Below are 23,955 nucleotides of genomic sequence, written 5' to 3'. Positions count from 1 at the left end.
TATCGTTACTCGGTAAAGGCGTTGCCGACGCTCTGGCCGCCAACATACGTCTCGACGAGGGTGAGCTCGTGGTCGAATACGACAAAGTCAGCATCGCGACCCGGCATAATGCTGCCGCACTTATCCTCGATGTGCGCGGAGCGAGCCGGCACCTCGGTTGCCATGCGAATGGCGATATCGGCGCTGGCAATGCCCCAGTCGACAATGTTCTTGACGCCCTGGGCAAGCGTGAGCACCGAGCCGGCAATGCTCTTGCCGTCGGCGAGCCAGCACAGGTTGTCCTTCATGATAACGTCCATACCGCCACTGGTGTAGCTGCCCTCGGGCATGCCGCCGCAGCCCAAGCAGTCGGTGATGAGCACCGTATGCTGCCAGCCCTTAGCCTGCAGCAGTGCCTTGATAGCGGCGGGGTTCACATGCTTGCCGTCGCAGATAATCTCGGCGTAGGTCTCGGGGGTGGTCATAGCAGCGCCCACAACACCGGGCTCGCGGTGATGCAGACCGCGCTGGCCGTTATAGGTGTGCGTAAAGCAGCTAGCACCGGCATTGATGGCGGCGACGCACTCGTCATACGTGGCATCAGAGTGACCGATGCTGGTCACGACACCCTTAGCGTTCAGGGCGGCAGCATAGGCAGCAGCACCATCGCGCTCGGCGGCCATGGCGCTCTTAACGATACGTCCGCCGGCAGCCTCCTGCCACTGGTCGAAGACCTCCTCGGAGGGGTCGATCAGGTAAGCGGGGTTCTGTGCGCCCACGTGCTTCATGGTAAAGAAGGGGCCCTCCAGGTAGATGCCCTGAATGCGAGCACCGCAGAAGTCGGGGCCGCGGCCCTCGTCAGCCTGGGCAATAGCGGCACAGGCGTCCTTGATCTGCTCGACGCCATCGGTGAACGTCGTGGGCAGCCAGCTGGTGGTACCGCGACGGGCGAGCTCGGTCGAGCTGATATCGATACCCTCGGGATCGTTGTCAGTAGTTGAGTGGTTGTAGAAGCCATGGATGTGGGTATCGACCATACCCGGTGCGATCCACGATCCCGTGTAGTCCTTAATCTCGCAAGAGGGCTTGTCGGCCTGCCAGGCGCCAAAGACGCCATCCTCGACCATAAGATAGCCGCCCAGCTGCGGACCTGCCGGCAAGAAGAACTTGTCAGCCTTAATTGCGTACGTGCTCATATGCACTCCTTGCTTCTAAAGCAGTTGACTGTGGTGATGCTTATACCCGGTCCTAGTAAAAACAGAAAGCGCCCGCCCGCCGTTATGAGCGGACGGGCGCCCTTACAGGGGGGACGCGATTAAGCGGTGAAGGGGTGAATCGTCACGCCCTTAACCACGCGGTTGACCGTGCCAGTGGGGCTCGGCGTATCGGGCGTGTTGCCCACGCGCACGGAGTTGAGCAGGCTGATGGCCTGGGCAAACATCACGAACGGCAGGGCAAGGTAGCCCTCGGGGAGTGCCTCATAGCCCTTAAAGGTGAAGGACTCGCCCTCGTAGACGGTAGCGCCATCCTGCTGAACGGCAACGGTGTGCTGAGCGATCTCGTCGCCACCGATCTCGTTGAGGATGTCGATATCGTACTGACGGGTGTAGGCATCGTTGTTGACGAACACGAACACGAGGGTCTTGTCGTCGACGAAGGACTTGGGTCCGTGACGATAACCCATGGAGGTGTCGTAGGAAGTAGCGACCAGACCGTGAGCGAGCTCGAGGATCTTGAGCTGGCTCTCCTGGGCAAGGCCCCCGAAGGAGCCGGAACCCAAGTAGGTCACGCGGTTGAAGTCGCCAGCCAGGTAATCGGCGACCTCGGGCTCACGATCGATGACCTCCTCGCCCATCTTGGCGATGGTCTCGACCCACTCGGCCTTCTGCTCGTCGGAAGCCTCGTCAAAGATGAGGGTAGAGAGCAGGGTCATGCAGGTGTAAGAACCGGTCATGGCGAAGCCCTTGTCGTTGGCGCGCGGGATGAGCAGCGTCAGCGCATTGGGGTCATCAGCGGACTCGACGGCGAGCTTGCCCTCGGGAGCGCAGGTGATGTTAAGGAACTTGACGTTGTGGACGAGCTCCTTGGCAACGGCAACGGCGGCAAGGCTCTCGGGGCTGTTGCCAGAACGGGCAAAGGAAACCACGAGCGTGGGATCCTCGGCGCGCAGGAAGTCGCGCGGGGCGCTCACGATGTCGGTCGTGGCGATGGGCTTAAAGTCGTAGAGATCAGTGTTGCCAGCGTGACGCAGGTACGGGGCGCAGGTATCGCCAACATAGTCGGACGTACCGGCACCGGTAAAGACAACGGACAGACGGCCCTCGCCCATAGCGCGAGCCTCGGCCAGAAAGGCCTCGATGGCCTCCTTGTTCTCGCGATAGATGTTGAGCGTATCACGCCAGAGCTCGGGCTGCTGAGCAATCTCGGCCGTGGTGATCTGGGCGCCGAGCTCGGTGAGCTCCTCGACACTCTTCTCGAACATTTCTAATACCTCTCTCTAGAAGTAATCCTCTGACGTGCAATTATACACTTCAGTTGGTTATCTGGTAGTAACCAGTTAAATGCAAAGAATCATCACATGGAAACGATGTGAACACTAGTCGCCACGCTGGTGGTAAACCTTGTATTTAAACTGATCGGCACGAGCAACCGAGAGCGTATACTCCACAACCTCGTTTGACTCGTTATACGTAGTCCTGACCAAATCGAGCACAGGCGAACCCTCGACAATTCCCAAAAGATGGGCATCGGTGGGACGGGCTATGCTCGCATAAAACTCCTCTTCGGCCACGCGTATCTTTTGCTGAAAGTCCTGCTCAATCACATCGTAAAGCGGCTTACGCTCCAGCAGCGGTCGCTTTAGGGACAGAAATTGACGAACCGGTAGATAGCTACGTTCGACCATCATGGGCATGTTGTCGGCAGAACGAAGGCGCTTGAGCTTAAAAATGCGATCACCGATACGTAATCCCATATGCTCGGCCAGATTCTTATCGGCCTCCATCTCGCAAAACTCGAGAATCGTGGTCTCGGGGTCGCGACCCATCGCGCGCATCTGCTCGGTAAAACTGTAGGACTGCATAAGATTGGTTGCCTTTGCCGAACGGTCGGTCACAAAGGTACCGCGACCGTGCTGCCGAACCACCAGTCCCAAACGCTCCAGTTCCTGCAGAGCCAGGCGTACCGTAGTGCGCGAGAGGCCATAGCGTTCCGAAAGTTCGCGCTCGGAAGGAATCATGTCACCGGCGCGATATTCATGGTCAATCTTTTCGGTCAGAATATCGACCAGCTGATCGTACAGCGGTTGCTTACGCGCTCCGATCGCCATCCTATCCTCCCATTTTCTCAAACTCGGCTAACTACCTAGGGTGTTTAGCATTATCTGTCTGCCACACCCGAATCATCAAGAAAACAAAAGCCGCGCGCTCTTTCGAGCACGCGGCTTTTAACATACACATGGCTTAAGGGGTCGGGGTGTGAGCCGCGTAGGGACACACCCCTCAAGCTAGAGCCTTACCAGATGCTCGGCCAGAGACCAAGCGGGCCAGCGCCCAGGATGCCCAGGACGAAGAGCAGCAGAATGCCCTTGGTCGGGGTCCAGCTGTGCTTAGCGAACATGTAGTAAAGCAGCAGCGTAAGCATAAGCGGGACGAGCTTCGGGACGATGGTGTTGAGGGTGTCGGCAACGGAGAAGTTGACCGGATCCTCGGTGACGGTGCCGTAGGTAACGGACTCCATGCCGTTGCCCAGATCGGTGACGCCGCACTCGACAGCGTTGCCGTCGGCATCGGAAGCGGTAAGGGCGTTGCCGTCCTTATCGGTCATGGCGATGGTACCGGCCTCAGCGGTCTCGGTATCGATGCCCTCCATACCGGTGAAGTTCTCGGCCTCCTTCTCGGAGACGATCACGGTAGTAGCGGAGAGGCCACGGGTGGTGCCGTTGGGGATCTGGAGGTTGATCTGGGTGCCACCCATGGTGACGACCAGGCAACCGACGACGAAGACGCCCATGATGGAAGCGGCACGCGTGAAGGCCTGCATGTTGGCAGTCAGAGCGTCAATAGCGCTGGTGCCAAGCTTGTAGGACCAGTTCATGAGCCAGAAGCGCAGAGCGAACTGGACGACGTTGAAGATCACCAGGAAGATGATCGGCGCAGCGGCGTTGCCGTTGATGGCCATGTTGGAGGTGATGCCGGCCGTGATAGGCACGAGCGTCAGCCAGAACAGGGCGTCACCGATACCACCGAGCGGGCCCATTGCGGCGACGCGGACGGCGCGGATCGTGGGGATGTCAACCTTGTTCTGCTCGAGCGAAAGCACGATACCCATAACAAAGGTGACGAGGAACGGGTGGGTGTTGAAGAACTCCAGGTTGTGGCTCATGGAAGCCGCGAGGTCGTTCTTGTTGGTGTGGATCTTCTCCAGACCGGGGATGATGGAGTAAAGCCAGCCAGCGGCCTGCATGCGCTCGTAGTTGAACGATGCCTGCAGGAAGCAGGAGCGCCAAGCCATCTTGTTGAGGGTCTTCTGGTCGAGCTGCGGAGCAGGAGTGAGATCCTCGTAGTGCTCCGGGATCACATACTCATTAGATGCCATCTTCGAAGTCACCTCCGTCAGAAACAGCTGCACCCTTCAGCTCGGTCTGCTGCTGGAAGTCCCAGAAAGCGATGCCGAAGCCGATGAGAGCGAGGATGAGCAGAGCAGGGGTTGCCAGCGAATCGTTGGCAACGGTGATGAGCGCGAGGCCAAAGCCCATGAGGAAGAAGCCCCACATATCGCGGTTCATCATAACCTTGAGCAGGACGGCGAAGCCGACGAAGCGCATCATGCCGCCTGCAGCGGACAGACCGGTCTGCAGCCAAGTCGGGATGGCGGAAGCGATGGTCTGACCAATGGTAGCGCCAGCGATGAAGAACAGGGTGACGACGACAGCGAAGATCAGGCCGAGCAGAGCCATGGCGAAGTAGTTCAGGCGCTCGATGCCCTTGGTGTCCGCGTTATGAGCCATGTTATCGGCCGTGGACATAAGCGGGGACATAAGCGTGAAGACCAGGGTAACGCCGAGCTGACCAAGCAGAGCGAACGGAATGGCAAGGCCGACTGCCGCGTTGGGCTCGAGGCCCGTGGCGATAGCGAGAATGGCTGCCATGATGCCGCCAATGACGGCGTTAGGCGGCTGAGCGCCTCCGATCGGCATGTTGCCAATCGTCATGAGCTGATAGGTACCACCCACGAGAAGACCGGTGTTGAGGTCGCCAAGGATAAGACCGATGACGGCGCCGGTGACGATGGGCTGATAGAGAGACTCGAGGAAGTCAAACTGGTCGATTGCCGCGATGAACGTAACAACGAAGACCAAGGCGACCTGAATGATCGAGAATTCCATCTTGCTCCTCCTTTCAAAATGTATGTACGCACTTTGGATTTCACGTACAGAACGTCAGGGTTTCAATCCTGACAACGTGGATCACGAGGATTACGAGAAGAGCTTGCTCGTGTCCTCAACAGGCGTGCTCGGAACGCGCCTGATCTCCAACTCCACCCCCAATTCCTGCAGCTCTTTAAACGCAGCGACATCCTCGTCGTTAACTGCGACGGAGGTGGCGACTTGGCGCTTTCCTTCCGACATGTGCATGTTGCCGATGTTTACCTTCTTTATAGGCACACCGCCCTTGACGAGCGTAAGCACGTCTTCCGGTGTTTCGGCCACGATGAAGATCTTCTGGCGCGGGCTCGCCTTGCCAATGACGTCGATGGTCTTCTGCAGGGAGAAGAAACGCGTAGCGACGCCGGCGGGAGCGGCCATCTTCATGAGGTTCTGGCGCATGGTGTTGGTCGACACATCGTCGTTGGCGACGAGGATGAGGTTGGAGCCCAGGGTGGAGTTCCACTGGGTAGCGACCTGACCATGGACCAGTCGGTTATCGATGCGGGTAAGAAGAATGTTGGGTTCTGCCATGTTGATCAGCTTCCTTTCGTTATTTGCTGACGACAGTTACTTGATCTCCTGAATCGCGTAACGCGAAACATCTACGACGGCACCGGATCGGACTTTGATCTGGACCTTTTCGCCTTCGATGCCCTTGACGGTTCCGTAGATACCGCCGGCGAAAAGAACCTCCTGACCCGGCTTGAGCTCGGTGTGCAGCTCCTTGAAGTACTTCTGCTTCTTCTTCATGTTGATTTGCGACCAGATGGTGTAAATCACACCCATGATGGCAAGCAGGCCCAAAAGAGCTACCGAGGAACTCAGAACACTGGCTCCGAAATCGGCCATTAGATGCCGTCCTCGTCGCCGAAGATATCCTCTTCATCGGAGCCGGCAACGGATGCGACCGTCTGGGCGGTGATGCCCGTCTGGCCAACAGTCACGGCCTGCTCGCCAAGCTCGGCGAGCGTGGCGTTACCGCGGAGGAACAGAAGCTCAATAACCATGGGAAGGTTGGCGCCAGTCAGAACCTCGACGTTGTCGACATCCTGGGCAATCATCATCGACTGATTGAACGGAGTACCACCGAGCAGGTCGGTAAAGACGAGCACGCCATCGCACTCCTCGCGCATGGCGGTAATAGCGGCGCGGAGATCCTCACCGTAGGAAGCAGCCTGGTCGCCCTCAAAAGGAACGACGGTAAAAGCGGGCTGGTCGCCGGCAACCATAGCGATAGCACTTGCAAGGCCGGGTGCGAACTGTCCATGACCGGTAAGAATAAAGCCAACCATTCAAATTTCCCTTCCGAAGGTGTGTACGATCTGAGTCCGATGATGTTCGGAAGCCAGCGGGCGCTCGCCCTTAAAGCTTCTTAGAAAGCGTTCTTTGAAGACCAGTGGTCTCTCAACTGGTAGTAACCACGTGACGTGTTGTTGTCACTATATCACCACAGAAGAGGTCGCTTTCGTTGATTCATACAGTAAAACGTTTTTGCACCGTTCACGGTGATAAATCGACCGTTTACCGCTCGTTAACACTTCTACCTGCGGTTTTGAAACCGTTTCGAAATGCGTTGGCAAAAGATCGGATCTTTTTCTGTGTCTAAACAACGTAGGGCGGCTAAATATAGCGTGTAGGAAAAATGCAGGTCATTGTGAAGATTTGTGAATTGGTCTTTTTGACTTAATACCAGTTAGAACCAGTTTAGAAATTATCGGTGAACGGTAGTTTTTGACCGTTCACCGGTTATTTGCAATCGTTTGCAGCCGTTTTCCCATATGAATTAGGGAGACCCGATGAAGCATTTGCGCGATTGCAGGAAATATCGTTCTTTGTCCACCCATTACAGTCTGAAATAGGCCATCGATAAATTTCGATGGCGAGCATTCGGCGCATTGCCTACGATACGGGCAAGCCCCGAGGGGCCGCCGATCGGGCGCCTCCGGATGGCCGTCTGCCCCTGCCCCGTAGAGGGCCCGGGGGGTGTTGCCACCGGGGGCGCTCGCCGCTCCGGACGACTGATAGGAAACTGCCGGGCGCAAGCGCCACGGCCAGGTAATGTGGGTGTCGCGGGGAGGGGTTCCGATCGGCCTACCGATTGGAGGATACCACCGTGGCACCAATTAGAATGCCGGAAGCCGTCATCGGGCTCGATGTCGGGAAATCGTCCCACTGGGCATGCGTCGCGACTCGAGATGGCGAGGTGCTGTTGAGCACCCCCGTCGCGAACAGGGAGGACGACCTGGACTCGCTGTTCGGCCGCTTCCCCGATGCGCTCGTGGTCGTCGACCAGTCGCGCAACATAGGCGCCCTCGCGCTCGCCCGCGCCAGGGCGGCCGGGATGTCGGCGGCGTACCTGCCGGGACTCGCGGCGCACGGGGCCGCCAGGCTCTTCGCCGGCGACGCCAAGACCGACGAGCGAGACGCGATGGTCATCGCGAAGACGGCGCTTGGCATCCCCGACGCGCTCCTGCCGGTCGGAGACCCAGGTCCGACAATTGCGGCGGCGAGGGCGCTGGCCGCCCAGAGGAACTTCCTGACCTGCGAGAACACTAGGAATAAGAACCGGCTGCGCAGCATCCTGCTGGAATCGTGCCCCGCCTTCGAGGCACTGGTCGACCTGTCCGACGGGTGCCAGCTGAGGCTCATGGCATCCCTCGGCGGGGCCTGGTCGGTAGCCGACGCCGGGCCCCGCAGGGCGGCGGCGCTCACGCGTGGGGCGGCGCGCGGTAAGATCGAGGCCCTCGTCCGCTCGACAACCTCCTCGACAAGGCCGGATGCGTCGGTCGTCGCCGCCGAGGACCGGGCGGTGAAACTGCTCGCGCGCAGGATATCCGAGAACTCGACGGAGATCGAGGCGATCACGGCGGAGATCTCCGCCCTGCTCGAGGGCGACGATACCTACCGATGCCTCCTGACGGTGCCGGGCATCGGGCCCAAAACCGCTTCCGAGCTTGCGATCTCCATCGACATCGAAGACTTCCCCAGTCACGACAGGCTCGCGTCGTACTGCGGCTTGGCGCCGCGCAACCGCCAGTCGGGAACCTCGATCTCCTCGGTGACGGCATCGCGCCAAGGCAACAAGAGGCTGAAGAACCTGCTCATATTCTCATGCAACTGCCTTACCCGGACAGAGGGGAGATGGGGCGACTACTACACCAGGTGCCGAGAGCGGGGCATGTCGCACGGCAAGGCGCTCAAGGCGCTGGCGCGAAAGAGACTGAAGGTCATCTACGCGGTCATGCGAGACAGGGTGCCTTACGCAGCCTAGCCGAAACGCACCGAGCAGACTGAAGCCCACCGGCCTAATGGCTTGGCGTCAGCATGCCGCGATCCGGTCGCACGGAGAGCATTTCCCAGTTGACAAAACTATAGGAACACCCCCCGCATTCCAAACTCCCATTCCCTGAATATGCCATAGCTCTCACTATTCGTCTCACAAACATTACTTACTCTAATCTGTAATTGTTTATCGTTTATCATTAAGTATGATATAAGATACAAGTATCATCCAAGACATTGGTTGGAGGAGCTATGGTCCGCTGGAACGTATCCAAATCGAATGAAGCCATCGACCGTGAACAGGCAATCGCCAAGCTGAGGAAGCTCACTCGCTACTGCAAATGGGGCACAATCTGCACCATCGTGGCGCTCGCTCTGGCACTCCTCGCAGTCATTGCAATCGAACTTCTACTCATATTGCCTAGCCTCTCCCAAGGGTTCTGTCTCCAATCCGTAGAGCTTACGGCTGGCGAAGGGCCATTTCTCGCTCTCGTCGGCGCCAACGAACAGACCCCTCTTATGCTTGTCGCGCACGACGGTCATACTGCCATAGGGAGCGGCATGATGGCATGCCTCGCGCTTGCCATCGCGCTAAGCGCATACAGGTTTTTCTCCGCCATTGAAAAGGCGGGCAGGCCCTTTGACCTCGAATGCATCCGCATACTACGTCAAATAGGACATTTGTTCCTTATCGGCGGCGCCGCCGTGAAACTTTTTGGTGCCATAGTCACAGGGCTGATTCTCTCAGGATTTGGCGGTAGCTTTACGGATGCGCTTGGCGGCCAGCATCTCGACCTCTCCATGCTCTTTACAGGCCTGATTATTAGCCTGATTGCCAGCGTCTTCCAGTACGGGTGCATCCTGCAAAAACAAGATGACGAGTTGCTCTAGGGGGAATCCATGATTATTCTGCGGCTCGACCGCATGCTCGCCGAACGCAAGATCTCATCGAAAGAGCTTGCGGAACGCGTGGGCATCTCCCAGGTCAATATGTCGCGCATCAAGACGGGCAAGGTTTCCGCCGTGCGCTTTTCAACTCTTGACGCGATATGCCGAGCACTCGACTGCCAACCGGGCGATGTACTGGAATATATGCCTGACGATGAAGCCGATAACCTTTTTGGACTTAAAGATTAATAGGCATAATCTAACCACCAGTGTCTAAACGCAATAAGCCCGCTAGAACGACATCCGTTCTAGCGGGCTTATCAGTTTTTTTGGCTACGCACTCGGTGGCTCGGGCAGCCCTTACGCAAACAGGCCGTAGATGCTGATGTTGGCCTTGGCGTAGAGGCCGTTAGCATACTCGGTCCACTTGGAGCTGGCGCTCGAAGCCTGCGAGGAGTACTGCTGGTAGGCGGTGTAATAGGCGGTCATGGCCTGTTTATAGGTAGCGCTATCGGCAGTAAAGGCATCGTCGGCGAATGCCTTAGCGTAGGTGCCATCGGCGTCCTTCCAAGTGCCCTTTGAGCTATCCCACTCGTCGCCGGCAAGGTTGATGATGTAGTCGGCGTAGTCCTTGCTCGCGGTCTCCTCGTTGCCGTCAGCAGGCTCGGTCGGGGCGGTCGGCATGCTTGCGGAGCTGTCGCCGACCTTCTTCTTGTAGAGCTTCTGCAGCGTCGCGGACTGGCGGACGATCTGCTTGGCCTGGTCTTTGGAGACGCCATACTGCTTGGCCATGGTGTCGTAGTCAGAAGTGCCGATAGAATCCTCGGCGTACTTCTTCATCTCCTTAGAAGAGACGGTAATACCCTCGTCCTCGGCAGCATCGAGCAGAATCTTGTTGCGCACGTAGGACAGGATGACGTCGGCAGAAGGAGCCGTGTAGTTGCCGTCGCCGTCCTTGACGGTGTCGAGGCTGTACTGGCTCTCGATGGCCTCGCGCGCGGTGATGTCACTCTTCTTGCCGTTGTAGCTATAACTTGCCACGGTCGAATCGAGCTGGTCCTCGGTCAGGGTCGCCGAACCGACACCCTTGCCGCCAAAGCCGCCATTGCCAATAAAGAAGCCGACCACGGCAGCGATCACGACTGTAACCACGAAGGCGGCGATCATCGTCTTCTTGTGCTTGGATGCATGATCGTCCGCGTCGGAATCGTCCTCGTCCTGCTCCTCGGGCATGAGGTTCTCGTCAGCGGCATCTGCGGCGATCTGAGCTTCCAGACGGGCGTCCTCCTCCTCGGCCGTCGTGCCAGCTGCAATATACTCGGCAGACGTACCGGCGACCAGGTCGATCTTCTCGTCCTCGTCACCATTGGGGCCTTCGCCGCGCTCGATGATCTGGATGCCGTCGATCTCGTCCTTCTCGTCCTTCTTTTGAATCAAACCCATATCGGTTACTCCTTGTTAGGAAACATAGTCCCCAATAGAATACGCCCGACGGAGCGCCGGGCGTATTGATTCTTAGGTTATACGCAAACACTTAAGTACTATTTAGGCGTTTGCAGTCTGCATGCCTTAGGCCAGGTGCGCGATAACGGCATCGGCAAAGGCCTGCGTACCCACGGCACCCTCAACGGAACCGGTCTGGGCACGACGCACGTCACCGGTAACCTGCTCGCCCTCGTCGAGCGTGGCAGAAACGGCGGCGCGAATGCGATTGGCCGCATCGTTCTCGCCCAGATGATCGAGCATCATGGCAGCAGAGAGAATTTCTGCCGTGGGGTTAGCGATATCCTGGCCGGCGATATCGGGCGCGGAGCCGTGCGTAGCCTCGAAAATGGCGCAGTCGGCACCGATGTTGGAGCCGGGGGCCATCCCTAAACCGCCCACGAGGCCGGCGCACAGGTCGCTCACGATGTCGCCGTACAGGTTGGGCAGCACCAGGACATCGAAGTCGTTGGGGTTCTGGACCAGGCCCATGCAGGTGGCGTCGACGATCTTGTCGTTGAACTCGATATCGGGATAGTTGGCGGCCACCTCGCGCGCAACGCGCAGGAACAGACCATCGGTCGCCTTCATGATGTTGGCCTTATGCACGGCCGTCACCTTTTTGCGGCCGCAGCGGCGGGCGTACTCAAAGGCGTACTCCACAATACGGCGGCTCTTGGCGATGGAAATCGGCTTAATTGAGATGGCGGAATCCGCAGCGAAGGTCTTCTGACCCGAGCGCTCGACGAGCTGCGAGAGCTCCTCGACCTCGGCAGCGCCCTCATCGAACTCGATGCCGGCGTAGAGGTCCTCGGTGTTCTCGCGCACGATGACCAGGTCGACGTCGCGGAAGCGCGAGCCGTCGCCCGGCTGCGACAGGCAAGGGCGCACGCAGGCATACAGGTCGAAGTGCTTTCGCAGGGCCACATTGACGCTGCGGAAACCCGTACCGACCGGCGTGGTGATGGGGCCCTTGATAGCAACCTTGGTCTCGGCGACCGCGTCGAGCACGTGCTGAGGCAGTGGCGTGCCAAACTCGTCCATGACGCCGGCACCGGCCTCTTGGACGTTCCAATTGATCTGGACACCGGTGGCCTCGACCACGCGGCGCATGGCCTGCGTAGTCTCGGGACCGATACCGTCACCGGGGATCAGGACTACATCGTGCGCCATAATCTGTTACTCCTCGTCTTCGGCGTCGTCAGATTTTTTAACGCTAGCACGCTTCTTCTTTTTGGAGAGATCCAGGCCAAAACGTTTAACAAGCATTTCGCAAATCTCACTCGAACGGGCCTTGAGATAGCTGCCCTTGCCGTTCTCGGCGTCGAACTTAAGGCGCAGCGCGAGCTTCTCGGCGACCTCGGCGTCGATCTCGCCCTGGCCAAACTCGTACAGGCAACCGAGCATGTCGCGATACTCGAGGTCGCCGTGATAGCACTGGATGGCCTCGTCCAGGATGGGCCAAGCCTCGCGCGAACGCTCGACGCTCGTGGCACCCCACACGCACAGCAGGCGGAAGGCGGCATAGCGCAGCGTGGACGAAATCTCGTCGAACAGCGCGGTCTCGGCGCCCTCAAAGGCATCGCCCAGCTGCTCGGGGCAGGTGGTGGCGAGCGCCGCCAGGGCATCGAGAGCCTCCCAGCGGGTCTGAGCCTCGGGGCGGTCGAGCGCCTCGATCAGCGCGGGCACGCAGGGCACGACGCGCTGCGGATCGCGCTCGGCAAGCAGGTGCAGCACGCGGGCGGCAAACTGACGAATGCGGCGCGTGGGGCAGCCGAGCTCCTTGACCAGGCGGTCGACGGCGTTCTCGTTCTCCTCTGCCAGCTGAAGCTGTGCCAGCTCCTCGTCGGTGAGCTGTTCTTCCTTGTTTTCTGCCATAGTTACCTCTTCTTACTATTTCTTAGCGTGCTTGCCAGCACCCTTGCTGTCATCGGTGACCGAGATGAGCTGTCGGTCGGCCGCGCCATTGCGGCGTGCGCGGCGACGCTCCTCGGCATCGCCCGCGTCGGCGGCGGCGCGGTGAGCCTTGTTGACGTTAAAGACCTCGTCGTGCTTGCGCCACGGGCCGACGGACTCGCCAAAACTCATCTTAAGGCCGGCGATAAAGCCGCCGAGCCAGCCGATCGGCGCAAACTGCACCAGCGGGAACAGCGAAAACACCCAGGTTAGCAGGACGACTGCCGCCGCACCTGCAAAATTGGCGATCCAGTAGTCGCGCTTGGTGATGACGCGCTTTTCGCACGCCCACTGGCCGCATAAAAAGCCGATGTAGATCGCAAAGAGAAAGAGCACCAGCGCAAGCACCACGAACGTCCAGCTCATGGTCGCTACTCCTCGTGATGGTGGCCGCAGCAGCACTCGTGGCCGTCGTCATGGCCGTGGCCGCCGCAGCACTCGTGGTCCTCGCCGTGGTGGTGGCCGCAACCGCACTCGTGGTCGTCGCCGTGCTCGCCGCAACCGCAGCCGTCCTCGTGGGCACCATGCTCCTCGGGGCGATACTGCGACCAGTCCAGACCGGCGGCGATGGCGTCGGCCTCCTCCTTGTAGAGTACCGTGATGGCCTGGGTGCCCAGCTTGGCGCCGCCAATGGCGTCGAGCATATCGTAGAGCGTAAAGGCCACGTCGGCACCGGGCAGCGCGAGCTCGCGATCGTCGGCGTAAGCGAGCGCCAGGCGCAGGTCCTTAATGAAGTGCTCGACCATAAAGCCGGGCTTGTAGTCGCCGTCGAGCGCCTTGGGCGCCAGGCTCTCCATGGCGCCGGACTTGCCGGTACCGCCCAGGATCATCTGGCGGGTCTTCTCCAGGTCAAGGCCGCTCAGCTCGGCAAATGCCATGGCGTCCGCCATGCCGACCATGCAGGCGCCCAGCGACACCTGATTGGCGAGCTTGGCAGCCTGGCCCTTGCCGGCGCCGTCGAAGCAGCAGATGTTGGCCGCAAAGGTGGCAAGGATGTCGCGGACCGGCGCGATGTCGTTCTCGGTAGCGCCCACGATAGCCGTGAGCGTGCCGGCGATAGCGCCCGACTCGCCGCCGGTGACGGGGCAGTCAAACGCCATGCGACCAGAAACCTGGGCGGCCTCGGCAATGTCACGGGCGAGCTCGGGCGAGCTCGTAGTGAGGTCGATCAAGACCGCGCCCGGCTTAGTGCACGCGAGCAGGCCGTCGCCCGCCAGGTAGAGTTCCTCGACCTCGGAAGGATAACCCACCATGGTAAAGACGACATCGGCGTTCGCCGCGGCATCGGCCGGCGTATCGGCCCAGACGGCACCGCGCTCGATAAGCGCTGCAGCCTTGGACTCGGTACGGTTGTTGACCGTGACGGGATAGCCGGCATCCAGGATGTGGCCGGCGATGGGGGCACCCATGATTCCGGTGCCGATAAATGCGACAGAGAGCTTGTTTGCCATGAAACCTTTCCTTTTGGGTTGGGTGTTGTTACCAGGTTGAATACTCGGTGCCAGCGTTTGGGCTGTGACTTGAGGGCACTTGCAGCCGCAGCGCCTGTCTACTCACCGCGCACACGGCGCGCGATGCGGTCGGAAAGCGAGGCTTTCTCGGCACGGTTCTTGCCCCAAAACGCGCAGGCCACCATGCCGGGGCCCACGTGCGAGCCGATGGTGGGACCGACGGAACTACGGATGATGGTGACGTCGGCGCAGCCTTCCTCCTTGCGGATAGCGGCCTCGAGCCAATCACCGTCCTTCTCGGCATCGGCCGTCATGATGGCGATGGGCATGGTGCGATCGGGCACGTAGTTCTCGCGGAACGACTTGAGGATGGACTTGAGCGCCTTCTTGCGGCCGCGGTTGACGCCGATCAGCGACAGCGAGCCGGCAAGGTCGTAGGAGAGCTCGGGCTTGACATCGAGCTTTGCCGTGAGCTGTGCCGCCGCGGGCGGAATACGGCCGCCGGCGGCCAGTGCGTCAAAGCTCTCGAGCGTAAAGTAGCCGTGGACATAGGTCTTTGCCTCGTTTGCCCAATCGACCAGCTGTTTGGCGGTCAGTCCCGCCGAACGCTGGCGCACGGCCTCGAGCGCCAAGAGCGCGCCGGTCGCGCAGGGCAGAGCATTGTCGACCACGTAGAGCTCAAAATCGGGATACTCGGCGCGCACGGCGTCCGCCGCCTGGCACGCGGAGTTGTAGCTCGACGACAGCGCCGAGGTAAAGCACAGGTAGACCGTGGGCGTGCCCTCTTTGGCGCACTCGGTAAAGAACTCGATATAGCGACCGAGCGACACGGCGGAGGTAGACACGCGAGCGCCGGCGCGCATGCGGTCGTAGAACTCCTTAGGGCTCATGCTCGACCAGATATCGTCCGTGCGCTCCTCGCCATCGATAATGAAGGGGAAACCCAGGATATCGACATCGAGGTTCGCGGCGACCTCGGGGCTAAAGTCGCAGCAGGTATCGACGACGATGCGGCAGCGGTCAGAATGGCCGGTAGATGCAGCCTTGTCCATCAAAGCGACTCCTTACGTAAAAAGGCGGCCATCCGCATGGGATGGCCGCCAACCGTTAACTCATGCAAGTTAACGTATTTTACTCGTCAAGTGTTTCGATACGGGGCTTGATGATGCCATATCCACCATTCTTACGGTGATACACCACATTGATGAGGCCAGTCGTCGCGTTCTCGAACACGTAGAAGTCGTGGCCCAGCAGATCGGTCTGCACCAGCGCCTGCTCCTCAGTCATCGGGGTGACATCGATGACCTTCTCGCGGACGAGCAGGTCGTCCTCCTCCTCGGGCAGCAGCAGGTCGGCCAGATCCTCGACGCGCTCGACCGGCGCGACATCCGCTGCGCTGGCACCGCCCTGGCGGTTGTCCACGACCTTGGTCTTGAACTTGCGCAGCTGGCGGGTGACCTTATCGGCGGAGAGGTCGATGGCGGCGTACATATCCGCACCGTGCTCGGCAACGCGAATCACCGAACCGCGGGCACGAACCGTAACCTCGACGATTGCCGGGTTGGGGTTCGAGGGGTTCTTCTCATAGCGAAGTACAACGTCGACCGTCATGGGCTCGATATCGAAAACCTTGAGCGCCTCGCCGATCTTCTCATCCACATGCGCACGCAGAGCATCGGTTACCGTCGTCTTGCGTCCAGAAACCTTGATATCCATACGTGGCTCCAATCTGCCTCGGGGACTTACTGTACTGGCTATGTACCCATTGCCGTGCATTTAATCACGCGGATTCCTAAAGACCCGAATAACGATTGCTTGATACCGCATACCGAAGTCTCGCACTTTTCTGTGGCAAAGTGCGCTATAGGAGGGGGCCGGCGGCTTTGTATTTGGTCCCGAAAATTGGCTTTGACCTGCTGATTTTATTGGGATGAAAAAGCCGGGCTCCCCCATCGGGGAAGTCCGGCAGTGCGTGTTGAAACCGTGAAGAGGTGTCCTTTCCAACGTATAGGAGACACCACCCCTAGCAATAACTAGCTATTGAGTTTGTTAATGTCGTCGTCGGTGATGGTGCCTTCCTGGCTGGACGATTTGTCCTCGGAGGATGCGGTCTCATTGTTGGAATCGGAGGACTCGCTGCCGGAGGACGTGGTCTCACTGGACTCAGAGTCGCCCGGCTGCACGTTAGCGCCCGAAACCGTCTTAGTGGTGAGGTCGTAGGGCATCGTGCCATACCAGACAGAGTGGACCGCCTCGAGCGTGCCGTCGGCCGTAATACCGTCGAGGGCATCGCTCACGGCACGGCACAGTTCGTCATTGGACGAGAGGCCCGCAACACCAAGCGTCGAGGGCGCCTCGAGCGCACCGGCATAGGAGACCTCGCTCATCAGGCGTGCAAGGTAGCCGCCGGCCGTGGAGTCGCAGATCACATAGTCGACCTCGCCGGACTCGAGCGCCTCAAAGCACTCGTTGATGTTGGAGTAGGTCTTTTGGTTGGCGGTGATGCTCTGCTTAGCAAGCGCCTCCTGCGAGGCCGAGGACGTCTGAACGCCCAGGGTGGACGTGTTAAGGGTATCGGTGGAAACGCTTAGCGACCCACCATCGCTAGTTTTACCGAACACGGAAGTGGCATCGTACAGGCAGGTGCCGAGCGAGCTAATGTCCCCGTCCGTGGAGTTAATCTCGCCGATAAAGATATCGGCCTTTTTGTCGCCGAGCGCGGAATCTGCCGAAGACGCATCGACAAAGGCGACCTTAAGGCCCATGCGGCTTGCGAGAGCGCGGGCGGCGTCAACCGCATACCCCGTGAGCTCGCCATCGGCGTCCTGCATGGCCTGCGGCGCATCGGAAGTATCGAGGGCGACCGTCAGGGTTCCGGGAGTGACCAGGGCATCGTCCGACACCGCCGGCGTGACGGTCTCGTACTCGATCTGGTCGATCGTGGGAGTCGTGAACGTAGACAGCGGGTTGAACGCGCATCCGCTCAGGCCCAAAACGGCAATGACCGCTGCGGTCCCAGCACCCAACCGAGCCGCGTGCATCAAGCTGCCCCTCACCATGTCCACTACCCTGCCTTCTGTGTCGTATACAATCCGTGCGTTGCGCGGAATATCAGGTTGTTCCCACCAGCTGACCTGGTATTTGACCCCACACTTGCGCACCGGGGTGTTTGCTCGGGAGGCCGCAGCCACCTTCACGACTGACCCGCTCGCCCGCGAGGCGGTATTGCCCCAAAGAAAGTAGAACGGACGGTGCGGCTTACATCTAGGACGCGCCATGATCGCGCCGCGCGCACGCGGTCGCTTACGTGGATCCCTTTGACCGCGTCTGTCTTGGACTAGGACGGGCATTTCGTCCGTCCGCAACCACAGCCTGGTAGGAACGAAGCGCATTATAGCTAAGTTCAAGCTAAAGTTTAAGGTTAGGGGCGTCATTCGCATCTCGAGTACAGATTTTGCGGGTCGGAGCGGACCATTCGTGCCCCTATGAAGCCCGGAGCTCCCCTACGGGGAGCTCCGGGGCACCCGTCTCAGGGTGCCGTGTGCAAAAAACGGCAAATATGAGTACTGTTACCAATTTAGTAGCAGCGTATTACCGCCTCACGAGCCCTTTTTGAGTTCCGCACAGCCTGCTTGGCGCCAAGATATTCCACATTCGTTTATTATCTCTTCGCTGAATCCAGATTATCGGCCCAAGTTTCTTTGTTTTTGCTGTCACTAATCTAGTAACAGTACTCATATTTGCCGTTTTTTGCACAGAGCATATAAACAGACCCCCTATAAAGCCATAGTTTTACGCTGGTTTGAGCCCAAAGCACGCTCGGAGCGTATTCAGCAGAGCATCTTGCCTCTTTCGACGAGCCTCTACGCGATTCTGATATCGCTTACCCATACGCTGGTGGATGCGCCATGCGAGTGCTTCCATCGCTTCCATGTCACAGAGCATTTCGTTGTTGACCGTCGCGACCTCGATTCCCATAGTAATCAAGCCCGTGTTGCGCTTTTCATCATGGATACGTCCCCTCCGAGAAGAATGGCCCAGCTCACCGTTGTATTCCAGGTCAAACTGGGCTGCTTCCTGATACGCATCGCAAACTGCATGCGGCATCCCCGAGATTGCCTGCGCACGGTCATCGAACTCGATCTTGTAGTCGGTCTTAAAGGGACCGCAGGCAAATCCGCCATAGGAAAACGGAAGCGAAAACAGAGCGAGCATGATGCACTCCATGGGCGAGCGCAGATTTTCTGACAGGTAGGGACACAGGCGCAGCAGCTGTTTGGCCACATTCCCCTTGCATGCCGCGAGGTAATCTACCAGGCGATCGGGTGTCAGCACGGACTCGACCTCAAAGTAACCGACATCTGGCGGCTGGTCTTTGTCCTTTGCCAATTTGTTCACGACAGGCGAGGTGTAGGGAGGCAGATACTTCCCGCGGTCGCTCAGTGAAATCTTAGAGCACAGTTCCTGGGCCAGGGCAAACGCCTGGATGCAGCCGACCTCGCGCGCGATGGCAACACAAAGGGCCTCGGGAGATAGACTGTACACCCCCGGTTCCACCTCTAGAATCGAGCCGGCGGGCAACCCGGAACACACGGACCAGCTCACGCCAGGGATGCGGCGGCGCTGCGCCGCAGATCCCACCAGCAAGCACAGATCTTCTTGCACCTCGCCGCTTGCGGCCCCAATCCGCACCAAATCGGGAAGATAGATGTCCTCGGTCGAGGGCGACGACGTGCGCAGCACACGGCACTCCTCCTTGGGATCAAGGTCCTTCCAGCTTATGTAGCCCATCTGCCGGCGCTCGGCGCGCATCATGCGTAGCGCCGAGGCGCCTGTTAGGATTACGGAAGCCGCTAGCTGTTCGTCTGTCGGCTCGTTGCACCGCTCAATCTTTACTGCCACAAAACCACCCCTACCAAACGCGTGCGATAGCGAGGCCATCAACGGCCGTGGCGCCGGCGCGCTTGAGTTCCGCCGAAGCCGCGGCCATCGTCGCGCCCGTGGTGATAACGTCATCGATAAGCAGCAGGCGGCGGCCGTGCACGTCCTCAACCGTCTCATACATGCCTTGGGCACGCTCGCGGCGCTCCTCACGACCGAGTTCGCGCTGGTCGCCATGGCCGTACTTGACCAGGGCGTCCAGCAACGGCACGCCCGACAGCTCGCAAAATGGGCGCGCAATGGCCTCCATATGATCAAAACCACGCCGCCGAAACGCTACCGCCGTCGCAGGCACAAACACCACCGCATCCGCGCCGGACAGCACACCTCCTAAGCGTTCGGGCGCTACGACCTGGGCATGCAGGGCGGTGTCGTAGAGCAGCTCTGCCAGATACGGCGCCAGGCGTCGCTCACCCGCATCCTTGTACGCTTTAATGATGCGCGGCAGCGGATGCGCATAGACGGCGCACGCCAGGCAGCGGTCGAGCGCCTCCGCCATTGCCGAGGACGTGCCCTCGACCGAACACTCAGTGCACAGCAAATCCCCAAACGGGGCGCCGCATCGGGTGCAGCTATGACGTGGGTCGATGAGCGTGAGCGCGGCCAGGCAGTCTTGGCAAATAAGCGCACCGGCGCGCTCGCAGCCGGCACATCGTGTTGGCGACAATGCCTCGAGCGCCTCGCGTGCCGCCCACTCGGCAAACGGTAGTAATTCGTCCGCAAACGGTAGGGCACCGGCACCCTGCAGACAGCTCAATATGTTCAGATGGCTCTTCAAGACACAACCCTCCCTACGTTCGGTCGCAGGGAGGGTTGTTGATTCGGCGCTATGATACCCCGATGTGCTCGGGGCAAGGCGGGCTAAATCCGCTCGCGGGCGTTATTCGCCGGCGGGCGGTTGTGGTGTGGACGAAGACGGGGTCGAGCCCTCGCCACCATCCTGGCGCGGCTTGCGGGAACGGCGACGGCGACGGCGCTTTTGACCCTGGTCGGCCGAGCCCTCGCCACCGCGATCCTCGCGCGGCTCGCGCTCGTCGCGAGCGGCGCCACGCGAAGCCTTGGCAGCCGCTCCCCCGCCATCTCCGGGACGACGGCGCGTGACCTTGACCTCGCCATCCGAGACCTGATCGGCCACGGAGGGCACTGAGGGCTTCTGTTGCGCGCCCGAGGAATGGCGACGGCGCGGACGCGGCGCGCGCTCCTCCTCGCCACGTGACTTGCCGCCCTTGTCGGCAGGCGCATCGGAGGCCGAGGGGCCCTTGGAAGCGGCACCAGCCTCGCGAGCAGCTGCGGCGCGGAAGGCGTCCTCGCGCTCCTCGCTCGACAGATGACGGCGGCGGCGACGTGTGGGGTTCATGCCACCGCCGCGATTCTGCTGCTGGGGCTGCTGAACCTCGCGCTCGCGAGAGGCGTTCTTGCCCGCGGCTGCAGCCTCGGTAGCATCGCCCGAGCCCGCGCGCTTGCGGCGGCGACGGCCATCGGCCGCCCCCTCGGCCTCGGGCGCCTCGGCCTTGCCACGACCCTTTCCGCGGCCACGACCCTCGCCCTGGCCCTGAGCGGTGCGCGCATCGGATTCGGCATCGCGACGACGGCGCTTGGGCATCGAAGTGCCGGCCAGACGGTCGGCACTCGACAGGCCATCGCCCACGTCGACGCCGTTCTCGCGATCGAGCTCCATGAGCGCCAGGCGCATCTCGGGCGACTCAATACGCTCGAGCACGTCGCGCGTCACGCAATCGGGGCGGCAGTTGCAGCCCTGCTCGGCGGCCTTCTTTTTGCAGCCCTCCGAGCACGTCATATCGGCCAGGTTGACCTTAAAGACTTTGCCGTTCTCCAGGCGCAGCACCAGCTGCTCACGCGGCGTGTCATATTCCTGAATACGCGCCTTGCCAAGCGGCGTATCGATGAGCGTCTTCTTTTTAGGCGCACGGCTCTTAAAGTCCTTGTACGCCTCGAACTCATAACGCAGGCAGCACATCAGGCGGCCGCAAACGCCGCTAATCTTGGACGAGTTGAGCGGTAGGTCCTGCTCTTTTGCCATGCGGATCGAGACGGGCTCAAACTGTCCGCCAAAGCGCGTGCAACAGAGCTCCTGGCCGCACTGGGCATAGCCGCCCACCAGGCGGGTCTCGTCGCGCACGCCGATCTGGCGCATGTCGACGCGAATATGCAGCGTCGAGGACAGATCCTTGACGAGCTGGCGAAAATCGACGCGCTCCTCGGCCGCAAAGTAGAACACGGCCTTCTCGCCGCCAAACAGGTACTCGACGCCGACCGGCTTCATCTCGAGGTCGAGCTCCTTGACCAGGCGGCGGAAGTCGACCATGGCCTCGTCGCCCTGGATGGCCAGGTCGTCGGCAAGCTGCAGGTCGATGCCGCTCGCCACACGCAGCACGGGCTTGAGCGGCTGACCGATCTCATCTTGCGGCACCTCAAAGGGATCGGCAGTGACCAGGCCGATCTCGGTTCCGCGCTCGGTGGAGCAAATGGCATAATCGGCCTCGAGGATATCCAGATCCTGCGGATCGAACCACAGGTCGCGCGAGGCGTAGGTAAACTTAACGGGTACGACTAACGGCATTTCAGTGCCTTCCTGATATCGAACAGCATGACCTCGATGGCCAGCTGGGGAGTAACGTTTCTGGCGATGTTGCGCTCGGCGGTCGCGACTGCCTCGAGCGCCCGGGTGGCACCCGCAACATTGGTCGCGGCGGCAAGCCGACCGATCGTGTCGCGCACGTCTTCGTTCACCACGTCGGCCGCCTCGTCCTGAAGCGTCAGCAGCACGTCGCGCATGAGCGTCCGCGCGCTCGCCAGCGCTTCCATGATACCCGAACGCTCGCGCGCGTTGAGTTCGCGCTTGTTGCGGTCCTCAAGCTGCTTCAATGCTCCACGCGACAGGTAGTCGGCGTTTTGCTCGAGCACCTTTTCCTGCGTGGACTTGACCTCGGCGAGCGGCGCCTTAACGGCGACGATGAGCGACTTGGCGCGGCTGAGCACGTCGGCCTCGTCGGCGGCGATAAGCGAATCGATGGCGCGAACCATCTGACGGCGGGCGTCCTGGCGCTCAGCGCTCTTGAGGAACTCGATGCCACGCGTGGGGCTTCCCGCCACGGCGACGGCCATGCGGCAACGCGCAGGGTCCTGACCGGTGGCGCGGCTCACGGCCTGCGCGGCGACGGCGGGCGATACCAGCCGAAACGGCACGCACTGGCAGCGGCTCACGATAGTGGGCAACATCACGTCTGCCGAGGTGCCCAGCAAGATAAACATAACGCCCTCGGGCGGCTCCTCGAGCGTTTTGAGCAGTGCGTTGGCGGTGTTGGCGCGCAGCTGCTCGGCACGGTCGATGATGTAGACCTTGGCCTTGGCACGGATGGGCGCCAGCGGCACGTCGTCGAGCAGCTCGCGGGTCTGGGCGATGAGGTAGCCCGTGGCGCTCTCGGGCGTGTAATAGTGCACATCGGGGTGCGTATGGCGGGCGACGCGCACGCAGCCATCGCATGAGCCGCAGCCGTCCTGCTCGCACAGGAAGGCTTGGGCGAGCGCCCACGCGGCGTCGAGCTTGCCCGCGCCGAGCGCGCCCAAGAACAGGTAGGCGTGCGATGCGCGGCCGCTTGCGATGGCGTTGGTCAAAAAGTCGCGCACGCGCTGTTGGGTGTCGAGCTTGGCCAGCAGGCTTGCCTGAGCGGGGGCCATATTACTCGGCCTCCTGGGCTAGCGCGGCAGCGACGGCATCTTGCGGAATGTCGAGGCCGTAGACGCGAACCTGCTCGACCGTCTGCGCGAAGACGTCCTCGATGGACGCGGTCGCGTCGATGAGCTTTACGCGGTTTGGTTCCTCGGCGGCAATGGCGCAAAATCCCTGGTAGACGCGCTCTTGGAAGGCCATGCCCTTGGCCTCCATGCGGTCGGCCGCACCACGGGCGGCCATGCGCAGCGCCGCCTGCTCGGGCGTGATGCGATAGACGAGTGTGAGAGCCGGGTGCGTACCCGCGACGGCCAGGTTGTTGGCGTCGCGCACCATCTGGCGATCGAGGCCGTCGGCAAACGCCTGGTAGCAGGTCGTGGAATCGTAGAAGCGGTCGCACAGGACCACCTTGCCGGCCGCGAGGGCGGGAGCTATGACCTCGTGCACCAGCTGGGCGCGTGCGGCCTCGTAGAGCAGCAGCTCGCAGGTATCTCCCATGGCCGTGTTGGCGGGATCGAGCAGCAGGGCGCGGATCTTTTCGCTGATGGCGGTGCCGCCCGGCTCGCGCAGGCTCACAACCTGGTAGCCAGCGAGTTCGAGCGCGCGGGCAAGCAAGCGCGCCTGCGTGGACTTGCCGGCGCCATCAACGCCCTCGAGCGTGATAAAGCTATGTTGAGCGGGCTCAAAAGCCATGGGCGCAGCCCCTTCCTACAAGGCGCGTAAATGCGAGTTATAGCAACCAAGCCATGATACCCCAGTGCTCGGCGCGTCCCAAATCCCACCTAGCCAATGGCTACTCAGGCGGCAGTTAGGGACGTTCCTAAACTGCCGGCCGAAAAGGAACGTCCCAACTGCCG

At 60.6% G+C, this 23,955-nt stretch carries 24 protein-coding genes; 3 read left to right on the top strand and 21 right to left on the bottom strand.

Annotation, left to right across the window (positions count from 1 at the left end; all coding sequences use genetic code 11):
* Positions 1-5: 5 nt before the first annotated feature.
* From nagA to DW870_RS03170, 8 genes are all read right to left on the bottom strand, one after another.
* Positions 6-1,175 carry an N-acetylglucosamine-6-phosphate deacetylase gene (gene nagA / locus DW870_RS03205; RefSeq protein ID WP_117735494.1) on the bottom strand — a complete coding sequence of 390 codons (1,170 nt, stop codon included), beginning with the start codon at positions 1,173-1,175 and terminating at the stop codon, positions 6-8.
* A 119-nt stretch (positions 1,176-1,294) separates the two neighbouring features.
* A complete protein-coding gene (locus DW870_RS03200; protein WP_117743270.1) occupies positions 1,295-2,461 on the bottom strand; it encodes an SIS domain-containing protein in 1,167 nt (388 codons plus the stop codon).
* Positions 2,462-2,575: 114 nt separating this feature from the next.
* Positions 2,576-3,307 (bottom strand): GntR family transcriptional regulator, encoded by a 732-nt coding sequence (locus DW870_RS03195; RefSeq protein ID WP_117735495.1) that lies wholly within the window; start codon positions 3,305-3,307, stop codon positions 2,576-2,578.
* Positions 3,308-3,492: 185 nt separating this feature from the next.
* Positions 3,493-4,575 (bottom strand): PTS system mannose/fructose/sorbose family transporter subunit IID, encoded by a 1,083-nt coding sequence (locus DW870_RS03190; RefSeq protein WP_055251210.1) that lies wholly within the window; start codon positions 4,573-4,575, stop codon positions 3,493-3,495.
* Positions 4,565-5,365, bottom strand: coding sequence for a PTS sugar transporter subunit IIC (locus DW870_RS03185; protein ID WP_117735496.1), 801 nt, complete (start codon positions 5,363-5,365; stop codon positions 4,565-4,567). The genes DW870_RS03190 and DW870_RS03185 overlap by 11 nt, the downstream gene beginning before the upstream one ends.
* A gap of 90 nt (positions 5,366-5,455) precedes the next feature.
* On the bottom strand, positions 5,456-5,938 hold the full coding sequence (gene agaV / locus DW870_RS03180; RefSeq protein ID WP_089572404.1) for a PTS N-acetylgalactosamine transporter subunit IIB: 483 nt from the start codon (positions 5,936-5,938) through the stop codon (positions 5,456-5,458).
* A 36-nt stretch (positions 5,939-5,974) separates the two neighbouring features.
* Complete coding sequence (gene yajC, locus DW870_RS03175; protein WP_117735497.1) at positions 5,975-6,256, bottom strand: preprotein translocase subunit YajC; 282 nt, start codon at positions 6,254-6,256, stop codon at positions 5,975-5,977.
* Entirely contained in the window at positions 6,256-6,699 is a 444-nt protein-coding gene (locus tag DW870_RS03170; RefSeq protein WP_117735498.1) for a PTS fructose transporter subunit IIA, read from the bottom strand. Before DW870_RS03170 ends, yajC begins: the two co-directional genes overlap by 1 nt.
* An 821-nt stretch (positions 6,700-7,520) precedes the next feature.
* On the opposite strand from DW870_RS03170, the gene DW870_RS03165 reads away from it, so the two are divergent.
* From DW870_RS03165 to DW870_RS03155, 3 genes are all read left to right on the top strand, one after another.
* A complete protein-coding gene (locus tag DW870_RS03165) occupies positions 7,521-8,678 on the top strand; it encodes an IS110 family transposase (RefSeq protein ID WP_233547384.1) in 1,158 nt (385 codons plus the stop codon).
* Between the two features lie 263 nt (positions 8,679-8,941).
* Positions 8,942-9,580 carry a DUF2975 domain-containing protein gene (locus DW870_RS03160; RefSeq protein WP_117735499.1) on the top strand — a complete coding sequence of 213 codons (639 nt, stop codon included), beginning with the start codon at positions 8,942-8,944 and terminating at the stop codon, positions 9,578-9,580.
* A 9-nt stretch (positions 9,581-9,589) separates the two neighbouring features.
* Positions 9,590-9,826: a helix-turn-helix transcriptional regulator gene (locus tag DW870_RS03155; RefSeq protein WP_117564746.1), complete on the top strand. Its 237-nt coding sequence runs from the start codon at positions 9,590-9,592 to the stop codon at positions 9,824-9,826.
* A 111-nt stretch (positions 9,827-9,937) separates the two neighbouring features.
* Here the strand turns inward: DW870_RS03155 and DW870_RS03150 are convergent, their stop codons facing one another.
* The 13 genes from DW870_RS03150 to tmk form a co-directional block, all read right to left on the bottom strand.
* On the bottom strand, positions 9,938-11,020 hold the full coding sequence (locus DW870_RS03150) for a hypothetical protein (RefSeq protein WP_117735500.1): 1,083 nt from the start codon (positions 11,018-11,020) through the stop codon (positions 9,938-9,940).
* Between the two features lie 126 nt (positions 11,021-11,146).
* A complete protein-coding gene (locus tag DW870_RS03145; RefSeq protein WP_117876852.1) occupies positions 11,147-12,232 on the bottom strand; it encodes an isocitrate/isopropylmalate dehydrogenase family protein in 1,086 nt (361 codons plus the stop codon).
* Positions 12,233-12,238: 6 nt separating this feature from the next.
* Entirely contained in the window at positions 12,239-12,937 is a 699-nt protein-coding gene (locus tag DW870_RS03140; protein WP_006236252.1) for a hypothetical protein, read from the bottom strand.
* Between the two features lie 15 nt (positions 12,938-12,952).
* Complete coding sequence (locus DW870_RS03135; RefSeq protein WP_055310425.1) at positions 12,953-13,381, bottom strand: hypothetical protein; 429 nt, start codon at positions 13,379-13,381, stop codon at positions 12,953-12,955.
* A gap of 5 nt (positions 13,382-13,386) precedes the next feature.
* Positions 13,387-14,466 (bottom strand): NAD(P)-dependent oxidoreductase, encoded by a 1,080-nt coding sequence (locus tag DW870_RS03130; protein ID WP_117847901.1) that lies wholly within the window; start codon positions 14,464-14,466, stop codon positions 13,387-13,389.
* 98 nt (positions 14,467-14,564) lie between these two features.
* Positions 14,565-15,518, bottom strand: coding sequence for a DegV family protein (locus DW870_RS03125; RefSeq protein WP_055310423.1), 954 nt, complete (start codon positions 15,516-15,518; stop codon positions 14,565-14,567).
* A 79-nt stretch (positions 15,519-15,597) separates the two neighbouring features.
* Positions 15,598-16,182 (bottom strand): ribosome hibernation-promoting factor, HPF/YfiA family, encoded by a 585-nt coding sequence (gene hpf / locus DW870_RS03120; RefSeq protein WP_035137685.1) that lies wholly within the window; start codon positions 16,180-16,182, stop codon positions 15,598-15,600.
* A gap of 317 nt (positions 16,183-16,499) precedes the next feature.
* Positions 16,500-17,507 carry an ABC transporter substrate-binding protein gene (locus DW870_RS03115; protein WP_158556900.1) on the bottom strand — a complete coding sequence of 336 codons (1,008 nt, stop codon included), beginning with the start codon at positions 17,505-17,507 and terminating at the stop codon, positions 16,500-16,502.
* Between the two features lie 751 nt (positions 17,508-18,258).
* Positions 18,259-19,368, bottom strand: coding sequence for a hypothetical protein (locus DW870_RS03110; RefSeq protein ID WP_117769912.1), 1,110 nt, complete (start codon positions 19,366-19,368; stop codon positions 18,259-18,261).
* A gap of 10 nt (positions 19,369-19,378) precedes the next feature.
* On the bottom strand, positions 19,379-20,185 hold the full coding sequence (locus tag DW870_RS03105; RefSeq protein ID WP_233504615.1) for a ComF family protein: 807 nt from the start codon (positions 20,183-20,185) through the stop codon (positions 19,379-19,381).
* Between the two features lie 102 nt (positions 20,186-20,287).
* Positions 20,288-21,988, bottom strand: coding sequence for a regulatory iron-sulfur-containing complex subunit RicT (locus DW870_RS03100; RefSeq protein ID WP_117769913.1), 1,701 nt, complete (start codon positions 21,986-21,988; stop codon positions 20,288-20,290).
* Complete coding sequence (locus DW870_RS03095) at positions 21,979-23,106, bottom strand: ATP-binding protein (RefSeq protein ID WP_117769914.1); 1,128 nt, start codon at positions 23,104-23,106, stop codon at positions 21,979-21,981. The genes DW870_RS03100 and DW870_RS03095 overlap by 10 nt, the downstream gene beginning before the upstream one ends.
* Position 23,107: 1 nt before the next feature.
* Entirely contained in the window at positions 23,108-23,791 is a 684-nt protein-coding gene (gene tmk / locus DW870_RS03090) for a dTMP kinase (protein WP_117769915.1), read from the bottom strand.
* Positions 23,792-23,955 lie beyond the last annotated feature (164 nt).

The organism is Collinsella sp. AM38-1BH, assembly GCF_003467545.1.
Taxonomy (GTDB): Bacteria; Actinomycetota; Coriobacteriia; order Coriobacteriales; family Coriobacteriaceae; genus Collinsella.
Note: the sequence above shows the minus strand (reverse complement) of the source record. Positions and strands in the feature narration are given on the sequence as shown.